The organism is Alicyclobacillus acidiphilus NBRC 100859, from assembly GCF_001544355.1.
In the GTDB taxonomy this organism is placed as follows: domain Bacteria; phylum Bacillota; class Bacilli; order Alicyclobacillales; family Alicyclobacillaceae; genus Alicyclobacillus; species Alicyclobacillus acidiphilus.
Map to the genome: position 1 here is coordinate 1 of NZ_BCQI01000154.1, position 913 is coordinate 913.

The following is a 913-nucleotide window of genomic DNA, read 5'->3' on the forward strand; positions in this document are numbered from 1 at the left end:
CGGCTGTTTACTTCCGGCCCCAGTTCGATTTTTTTCGCAACACATCGATTTCCATAGCTTGCTCGCCAATTTTGCTCATGGCTTCCTGCAACTGCTTCTCCAACTCCTGCTCCCGGGTAGAAGGACCTGACTGAAGCCCTGCTCGTCCACCAGCCAGAAATGCGTCACGCCACTTGTAATACAGACTTTGGGCCACACCATGCTGTCGGCAAACCTCGCTGATATTCGCCCCGGGAACCATCCCTTCCAACACAATGTTCATTTTCTCGTCCACAGTCCACTTACGTCCTGGCATGAGTCAAACACCTCACTACGTCTATTTTACCTCACCTCATCTGTCTGGGTTGACTCTGGGGCCAGTATATCTCCGTTCTCAGACCTTCGTCGATTATGTCCGACGTAATATGGTAGGTGTATCATACCCTGCTATAAATGAAGGTCAGTTTTTCTTAGGACTGTTTCCTCTTCCCCCCCTTGCTGAGCAGCAGCGCATCGTTTCGAAAGTAGATGAGTTGATGGCCCTATGCGAGGAACTTAAGGCTGCCAGAACTAATTCGATAGGTAACACGAGCACTGTAGATGTGTTTCCCTTCGTAGAAAAGAGACAGGAAGATACCACCCTCCAAATGGTAGCAAGAGGGGAAGCCGAGCAACTTTCATATAAGGCGCGGCAAGTCATTGATGATCTGTTTGCGGAGAACGAGTAATGGGTATTGATGTAAATCCATCTGCAAGAGCAAAATGGGTGTTGGAACAAATGGGTATATACGATGTGCCCGCGTTGTATTTGGATGCAGTCGCCAAAGCTCATGGAATACGAGTAGGTCGTGCCTGCCTGCCCGACGACCCGAAACTTTGCGGGATGTTGCTGTTTCGTGGCGACAAACGTGCGATCCTAATCAATACGTTTACA

2 protein-coding genes are annotated in these 913 nt (G+C 49.3%); one reads left to right on the plus strand and one right to left on the minus strand.

Translation table 11 applies throughout. The annotated features are described in order from the left end of the window. Positions 1 to 7: 7 nt before the first annotated feature. Complete coding sequence (locus AAC01S_RS18515; protein ID WP_067623977.1) at positions 8 to 295, minus strand: transposase; 288 nt, start codon at positions 293 to 295, stop codon at positions 8 to 10. Between the two features lie 411 nt (positions 296 to 706). Here AAC01S_RS18515 and AAC01S_RS19500 point away from each other — a divergent pair. Further along, the coding region (locus tag AAC01S_RS19500) for a hypothetical protein (RefSeq protein WP_217997874.1) at positions 707 to 913 on the plus strand (207 nt) is incomplete at its 3' end.